The organism is Streptosporangium sp. NPDC005286, assembly GCF_040607515.1.
In the GTDB taxonomy this organism is placed as follows: domain Bacteria; phylum Actinomycetota; class Actinomycetes; order Streptosporangiales; family Streptosporangiaceae; genus Streptosporangium.
Map to the genome: position 1 here is coordinate 1 of NZ_JBEXGU010000284.1, position 7233 is coordinate 7233.

The following is a 7233-nucleotide window of genomic DNA, read 5'->3' on the forward strand; positions in this document are numbered from 1 at the left end:
TGGTCTGCATGGCGACTACGCCACCAGACACGCGCTCGGCGAGCCCATTACCAGCGACAACGCATCAGAGATCACTAAGTACGGCTGGAGTACTAGCGCTCCACGATGGAGCTCAGCTGTGGCATCCGGATACTGCTCTTAACGATGCACATTCCGGCATCGGCCAGCACAGCATCGAAAGTCGCAGTGAACTTCGTGTCCCGATCACGCATGGGGAACTTGGCCGCGCTACTGACATCTTGCAGGTCTATGACGAGGTTCCGGCCAAGCTGGGTGACCCACTGCCTAGACAGAAAGGCGAACCAGGTCGTGGCTGTCCGTTCCGGACACGGATCGATGCCGTGCTCCAAGATCTCCCAGATAATAAAGGCGGCGACTTTGATGCCGAGCGTGGTGTCGTGGACGCCGAACTCTCTGGCGACCTCGGCGATCGTACGGGGCCGTCGAGGACCATGCGCACAGCCTCGTCCTTGAACTCCTGGCTGAACCTACGCCTGAAACCTTTCGGCATGCTTCTATCTCCTTCGGACTGTTACCACCCTAGCGAGTGGTCTGTCCGGAATCTCTAGAGCACCTCAAGGCGATGCGCAGCAACACGACCAATCATCATGCCGTTCCGGCGTAGTCCTCACAATCCAGGATGGGAGCACACGATCACCCATCGTTCCTGCGACCTGCACGGATGAATTTGCGGCACCCTCAGGGTGCTGTGTACTCGGCGAGGACGGTTAGGGCTGCGCGGCGCATGATCTTTTCCCCATCTTTGAGCACGCTTGGCATGGAGTCCGTCGGTGTGCCGTCTAGTAGGTGGAGATGCGGGTGGGGCTGGTCATCGCCGTGCATCTCAGCGTTGCGCACCTGATACATGGTCTTCATGAACGTTTGGATCTGATCGGCGCCGGCCTTCAGTTCTGGGTCCTGGGCAAGTAGAGCTGCTGCAGCTGCAGCGATCTTGTCTCCTTTGGTGCCTCGGGGCAGGTTTGCACGCTTGATGAACAAAGCCTCAGCGGACATCATCAGGTCGATCAGGCGGTCGGCGTTGACACGGCGTGATCCGGCAAAGACGAGCCGTCGGATGGCGGTCTGAAGCGAGCGGTCGGCTTGAACACTGGGCAGGTTCAGCGCCGTATATGTGAGGCGGAAGGTGTCCAACGTGTTGGTCAGCAAGTAGGTCGGTCGGTCGTTGTCCGCGCCGTCGAATGCACTCAACATTGCCGATACGCCTAGGACGATCGGGAACTCGTCGTCTGCCTGGGCAAACATACTGCGCGTGGCCACGACGGATCCGCCGCACACGATGCGCAGCGCCCTGATCAGGGTGTTGGCTGGCTCGTACAAGGTTGGAAAGGCCGGCGGTTGGGACACTGCGATCGAACGACCGTCGGTAACCGGATAGGAGCGCTCCACCGTGAGAGCCCACTGATCGAACCGCGAGACGCGGGCACCGTTGACGCTGCCGCCCGACATGCGCGGCACCGCTAGATGGTCTATCGCGGCACTCATCTGGGCATCGTTCATGCGCTGCATGACGAGCCCATCCGGCAGCAGCACGACAGTCTCCGTGGACTCAAAGCCGTTGAGCGGAAGGAACTCGACCATGTTGACCTGCTCTGCGCCGAGTCCCCGCTCAAAGCGGTCATAGAGCTGATCGAAGATCGCTTCATCGAATCTGTACGTACTGGTGGCCAGGACCATCAGCTGGACGATGTGCTCAATTAGCAGCCAGTCGAAGTTCCTTCCCTGCCGGTTGAACTCCGTTCCGATCAACGTGTCGACGCGAGCGCCTAGCACCGGGTCGGCGTCGTAAGCCTGTCGTACCGCGGTCATCTCGGGGAACTTGTCCAGCCATCCCACGATGGGTACATCGGCCGGCATCGACCACGCGCGCGGCTGGAGGCCGACGAAGTCCTCTTGGCCATACCGCCACCACCGTCGGACGTCGATTACCCGACCGATGCGTGGTTGCCCCTCCAGCGCCACAAGATGATCCAGCACCGACCGGACCAGCACCGCGACCGCCGTCCGCCGCCGCTCAAACTGCTCATCCACGGGCATCTCGATTCACAGCCTCCGTTCGTATAGGACTGACGCCACGCCAGCCCATCAGGATCTCAGATCCGCTCCGCTATGAAGTCCCGAAGGACTTGCCGCCACAAGCTGGGAATTCCTAACGTTCGCGTTCCGCTCGTACGAGAGCTGGGGCGTTACAAAACGTCTTACAGTCCCGGAGGACGAAGCCCGACGCTTGACTAACTGTCCAACTAGTGATCCAAGCCCGGAACGCCGACGAACATGCTACCGGCGCGATAGACGAGGGCTATGCCTAGGTCGTCCAAGAGTGCCTTGATGTCATCGTGTGGTTCTTCTGGGAGGAGTACTGCTAGAGCAGGGTTGGACGGGTTTACATGGCGCCGGTAGTCCATGAGTTGACCAATTGCCATGCGGACTGCGTTGCGTCCTATGTTGCCCTTGAGCTCGTACAGGACGTGTGCCGTCGTGTCGTACAAGTCGGTCAGCATCGGCGAGGTCAGGCCCTTCACCTTGAGCTCGAAGCGCATTAACTCGTGGCTCCGGATCTGCATGAAGGCCCGGAACTCCTCGTCTAGTTCGGCTTCGCGCCGCTGGAACTCGATCTGGGGAACAGCTGAACGGGATCCTTGCTTCTTCGTGTTGTTCTCCGGATCGATCAGTGAGCTCGTGGTGACGTCTGCTGGGACAAGCACAGCTTGGGTCTCTCCGGCCGGCGGGATGCTGTCTGCGTCCAAACGCTCGAACGGACCGGTTGGGCGAAGCCGAAACACAATGACCTTGCGCATGACGTGGGCCTTGTTGGGCCTCCACCGCACCTCGAACGGTCGCTGCTCATCGAGCTTGAACCGGCCTACGTAGCGATGGCGGACGGTGCCTGAATTGGGCACTGTCCCAGCAGCCTTGAACATGCGTAGAGCTCGCCCCTGGACTGCGTGATCACGAATGGCCTTGTTTCCAGCACCCTCGAACGTCTGGTCCATGAGCCCGTGCCCGGTGTATTCAAACAGCGGCCCACTGTCATCATTAGGTACCCACCCGTCGATATAACCGAGTTCTTCACCGACCTTCGGGTCGGAGTAGATCAGCACAGTGGGCGTGGCCGTCGAGGGTACGATCCCACCTTGCGGGCCACCACCGAAGATCTCCGCTAGCTCTGCTCGCGTCCTGATCTCGCCGGGCTGCAAGCCCTTATCCAGCAGAGACTGCATAGCTTCGCCACCTTCGGGATCACGCACATCGACGACGTCAAAGCCCAACTTGCGAAGCCGTGGCGCCGCGGCGGCTTCGCCCCCCGAGAAGCCATACACCTCTCCCGTGCCGATCAGGTGCGCAGCTTTCAAGATGGCCTTGGAGTCGAAGAAGGCATCCTCGTGGATGAGAAAGAAGTGCCGCGCTTTCCCAGACTCGTGTTCGGTGAGAAACTCTTCCCTCCCTGAGTTCTTGTAGAGCTCAATCGCCTGGAGAACGTCTTCACGGGTGACCTCAGCCAACGTCATGGACGGGATCATAGGGGGCGCCGCGGACAGTTCGTGGGCCAATTCCTTGCGCAGCTACGTCGTGCAGCAACAACGGTGACTCTCCGACACCCGCCTCGTCAGATCACCTCAGGAAGGAGGGGAGCGGGCTCGATCGGGTCATCATCTGTGGCGATGACCCACTGCTCGCCCTCCAGTTCGATCGATGGAGCATCTCCATGGTGGGGCCTGCGGCGCGCGAGCCGTACGCTTAAAAACTCTCCCTGTTCGGGCACGGTGAGACCGAGGATGTTTGCAACCTGGGTGTGCTTTTTGAAGCTACCGCCGATGATGACAATGCCTTCGGAACGAAGAATACTACGGGCGCCGCCATAGCCTCGCACGCGTTTCATGTAGTCCTCCTGCATTGCGACGGTTGCGACCGCATTCCTGCTGACTAGAAGCCCTTGTGCCCGGCGGAACAGCTCGTTGACCCGCTTCTGCCCGCTATCAGGGGCGAAAATGAGGTCGATGTCTTCAGAGCCGAGACGGAGCAGGACGTTCTCGGGAAGGGGAGCGTCCTCGTGGAGCCACCGCGCTTCCGCCAGCCCTTGCCTGTTGAGTATGCGCCGGCCGTTCCTGTTTGCACCACTCGAGAGGAAATCAGGCTTGAGATGGATCACGCCTAGGCCCCACCGTGATTTCATGTCATCGGCCCAGAGCAGTAAATGAACTTGCCCGATGCTATCCGGACTGAACATCCACCCACGATTTCTCGTGCTGTACCTGCAATTGAATTCAGCTCCGTCGATCTGCAGGTCCAGGCTGGCGCCGTCCTGGAGACCGAACTCACGACTGAACCTCGTAGTTACCAAATCCTCCATGATGGCCTTCTCGCTCCGCATCAGCTGTTCCCAGCGGTACCGGCCGGTGTGGATGCCATCGAGCACCTGGTCAAACGATCGCCGCAGTACTCGGGCGCCCCTCTGCCCGGTGGGATCCATGGCGAGGAGCCCGGAGGAGACCGTCTCCATGTCATGAAACGAACGTGGCCGTTTTGGGAGATCGATGGCCATTGGCGCTCGCGCAGGCACTGTGGGATTGGGCTTATCGTTACCGCGATCTCGGGGAGCGTCGAGCTTGCTCAACGTGGCTCCGCGCCCCATGACATGCAATGGATCGGTACTCCTGGTCAGTAGCACTGACGCAAGCAGTCCTCGCGTCTGACGGAGCTCTTCAGCCAGCTCCCCGTGTAGTGCCCGCATTTGGACGAGCTCGTTTTGCAGGCTGATCACTTTCTGTCGCACGTGGACAAGGTCGAGATCAGGGAGAGGGACGGGAGGTTCGGCTCGGGGGGTAGTGCGCCACTTCTGGAGGAGTGCCTGCGCCTGCTTGGACACCTCCTCCACCTTGGCAGGCGGAGTACACACGGCAATGATCGCCTTGATCAGGGTCCAGTCCTTGTGTAGGTCCACCCCATTGAGCCGCTGCGAGATCGTCGAGTGACGCGGAATGCGACGTTTGCCGAACTGCTCCTGCGTGAAACGGTCACAGAGGTCCTGAACGCTCATTCCCGCCTGTCGGAGCTGTTGCTGCAGGAGGAGAGCGATCTGATCGATCTCTTCGGAGTCCCCGCGGGGAGCCGACCGCGGCCGTCCTACACTGCGAGACCTCGCCATCCTCGTCTCCTGATTTTCCATTGGAAAATTGAATTTTCCAGTGGACAATACCTAAGAGGTCGATCAAGCGCGAGCCAGACCCCAGACTTGATCGAGGACCCAGCCTTGATCAACAGAGGGAGAACAAGATGGCCAAGCGCTCACCCGAGCCGCGACCTAAAACCCACGATCTCATCGCGCTTTTCGCCATCCTCGCGGCCGGCGTGATCCTCGTTGCGATCGGCGTGCCGGCAGAGTCACTGGCCGCGGTAACGATAGCCCTCTCGGCGCTGTTCACGGCATGGCGTCCCGGCAAGCAAGGCAACAATTCGTCTGACGAACCACGGTGACTCCCGCTGGAAAATCCAGCTGCAACGTCACTCTGCCTTGACCAGCTCCGAATGGTCGACAAACTCTCGGCACGCAGCCTGCGCTCCAGCGCTTCCCTCCTAGCATGAGGATGCCTGGGGCAAGGCGAACTTCACCCACATGTCACTAAGTGAGTACTTGAGAAGTGATCGTGGAGTCGTTCCATGGCAGAACAGGAGACAGAGGGCGACGCAACAGCATGTTCAGGTCGTTGACGGCACCCGCCTTAAGCTGCGTCTATGCAGACGTCGCCTCATGAAGTCCTTCAACTAAACGTGGTCGACCACGAGGGCGGGATCGCAGCGTCGACCCTCGCGCTCTATGATGCTGCGCCGGCCCGGCTCGTGCTCACGTGCCGCGGTCTCCTGCTGGACGTAGAGGGCGAAGACCTGCTGGATTGCCTCCTCGATCTCCGCCGCCGACTGGAAGCCGAAGGGTTCAACCTTTGCTGCCAGGGAGCACGATCGGACGTCTGGCCATCAGGTCAGCTCCGGCAGTTCACCAACGGTCGCCGCGGATACGTCTTGGCACCCAGGCCACCAGGCGATGCATTCGAGGAAGTCGACGTGTTCGCACCGGCTCAGCCCTGCGAGATCGGTTCCATCGAGCAACAACGTGAAGCAGTCATGCGGTTTCATGGGCTGCATCGGCAGCCGCGCTGAGGCGAGAAGGCGATGGGGCAGTGATCGTGAAGTTCAGTGGATTCGTTCCAGGGAGCGAGGTCCAGGCCGCTGGGCGGGATGGCCTCGGGTGATGCGCCGCAGGAGAGTATTGATCCCGGCCCATCGGATCATCGCCTCACTGGTCGGCGGCCGACGCTCATAATCACGAGCCAGTCGTCGATAGGCCATCAGCCAGGCCAGCGCCCGTTCTACCACCCACCGCCTGGGGTGCACCTGAAATCCCCGCTGACCAGATGGTTTGCCGATGATGTGTACGACGATGCCCAGCACCTGCCGCGCCCAGAGCACGAGCCGCCCGGCAAAGCCCTGATCAGCGAACACCACTCGACAGCGACCGGTCAGATACAGCCCTAACAGCATCGTGGTAGCACCGGCTCGATCTTGCACGCTGGCTGGACGCACCATCACCGCCAGCAGCAGTCCAAGCGTGTCGGTGACCACGAACCGTTTGCGGCCGTTGATCTTCTTGTTCGCGTCGTAGCCTCGGCTGTCGGCCCCAACGGTGTTGGCGCCCTTGACGCTTTGGGAGTCCAGCACTGCGGCTGACGGCTCGGCCTCGTGGCCAGCGCTCCTGCGGACCCGCCGACGCAGCATATCCATGATCTGCTGGGTCACTCCTTGGCCTTCCCAGCGTACGAAGTGCCAGTAGACGGTCTGCCAGGGTGGGAAGTCGGCTGGCAATTGCCGCCAGGAGCAACCGGTGCGTACCACGTACATGATCGCGTCCACGACCTCACGTCGTGGATGCTTGTCCGGGCGGCTGTCCCAGTGCGGAGCGGGCAGCAGCGGCTCGATCAGTGCCCACTGCTCATCGGTCAGGTCAGAGGGGTAAAAACCGGTCTCGTGTCATGCCCCACCCATACCCACCTGGCAAGACAGTCCCACGATCACCTCTCAAACACCCACTTAGCCGAAACAGCGGGTCCTTGAGAGGAGCTCCTAATACTCCAGCCGTACTTAGTGATCTCTGATGCGTTGTCGCTGGTAATGGGCTCGCCGAGCGCGTGTCTGGTGGCGTAGTCGCCATGCAGACCAGTG

The 7233-nt window shown here is 60.7% G+C and carries 6 protein-coding genes; 2 read left to right on the top strand and 4 right to left on the bottom strand.

Annotation, left to right across the window (positions count from 1 at the left end):
• Nucleotides 1-699: 699 nt before the first annotated feature.
• The 3 genes from ABZU75_RS44410 to ABZU75_RS44420 form a co-directional block, all read right to left on the bottom strand.
• On the bottom strand, nucleotides 700-2049 hold the full coding sequence (locus ABZU75_RS44410; protein ID WP_355568890.1) for a hypothetical protein: 1350 nt from the start codon (nucleotides 2047-2049) through the stop codon (nucleotides 700-702).
• Between the two features lie 212 nt (nucleotides 2050-2261).
• Nucleotides 2262-3527 carry a hypothetical protein gene (locus ABZU75_RS44415; RefSeq protein WP_355568893.1) on the bottom strand — a complete coding sequence of 422 codons (1266 nt, stop codon included), beginning with the start codon at nucleotides 3525-3527 and terminating at the stop codon, nucleotides 2262-2264.
• 98 nt (nucleotides 3528-3625) lie between these two features.
• Entirely contained in the window at nucleotides 3626-5056 is a 1431-nt protein-coding gene (locus ABZU75_RS44420) for a NaeI family type II restriction endonuclease (protein WP_355568896.1), read from the bottom strand.
• A 236-nt stretch (nucleotides 5057-5292) separates the two neighbouring features.
• On the opposite strand from ABZU75_RS44420, the gene ABZU75_RS44425 reads away from it, so the two are divergent.
• A complete protein-coding gene (locus ABZU75_RS44425) occupies nucleotides 5293-5493 on the top strand; it encodes a hypothetical protein (protein WP_355568899.1) in 201 nt (66 codons plus the stop codon).
• 294 nt (nucleotides 5494-5787) lie between these two features.
• The gene (locus ABZU75_RS44430; protein WP_355568902.1) at nucleotides 5788-6174 is read left to right on the top strand and encodes a hypothetical protein; all 387 of its coding nucleotides are present in this window, start codon (nucleotides 5788-5790) and stop codon (nucleotides 6172-6174) included.
• Nucleotides 6175-6207: 33 nt separating this feature from the next.
• On the opposite strand, the gene ABZU75_RS44435 is transcribed toward ABZU75_RS44430, so the two are convergent.
• Entirely contained in the window at nucleotides 6208-7014 is an 807-nt protein-coding gene (locus ABZU75_RS44435) for an IS5 family transposase (protein ID WP_355568905.1), read from the bottom strand.
• Nucleotides 7015-7233: the final 219 nt, after the last annotated feature.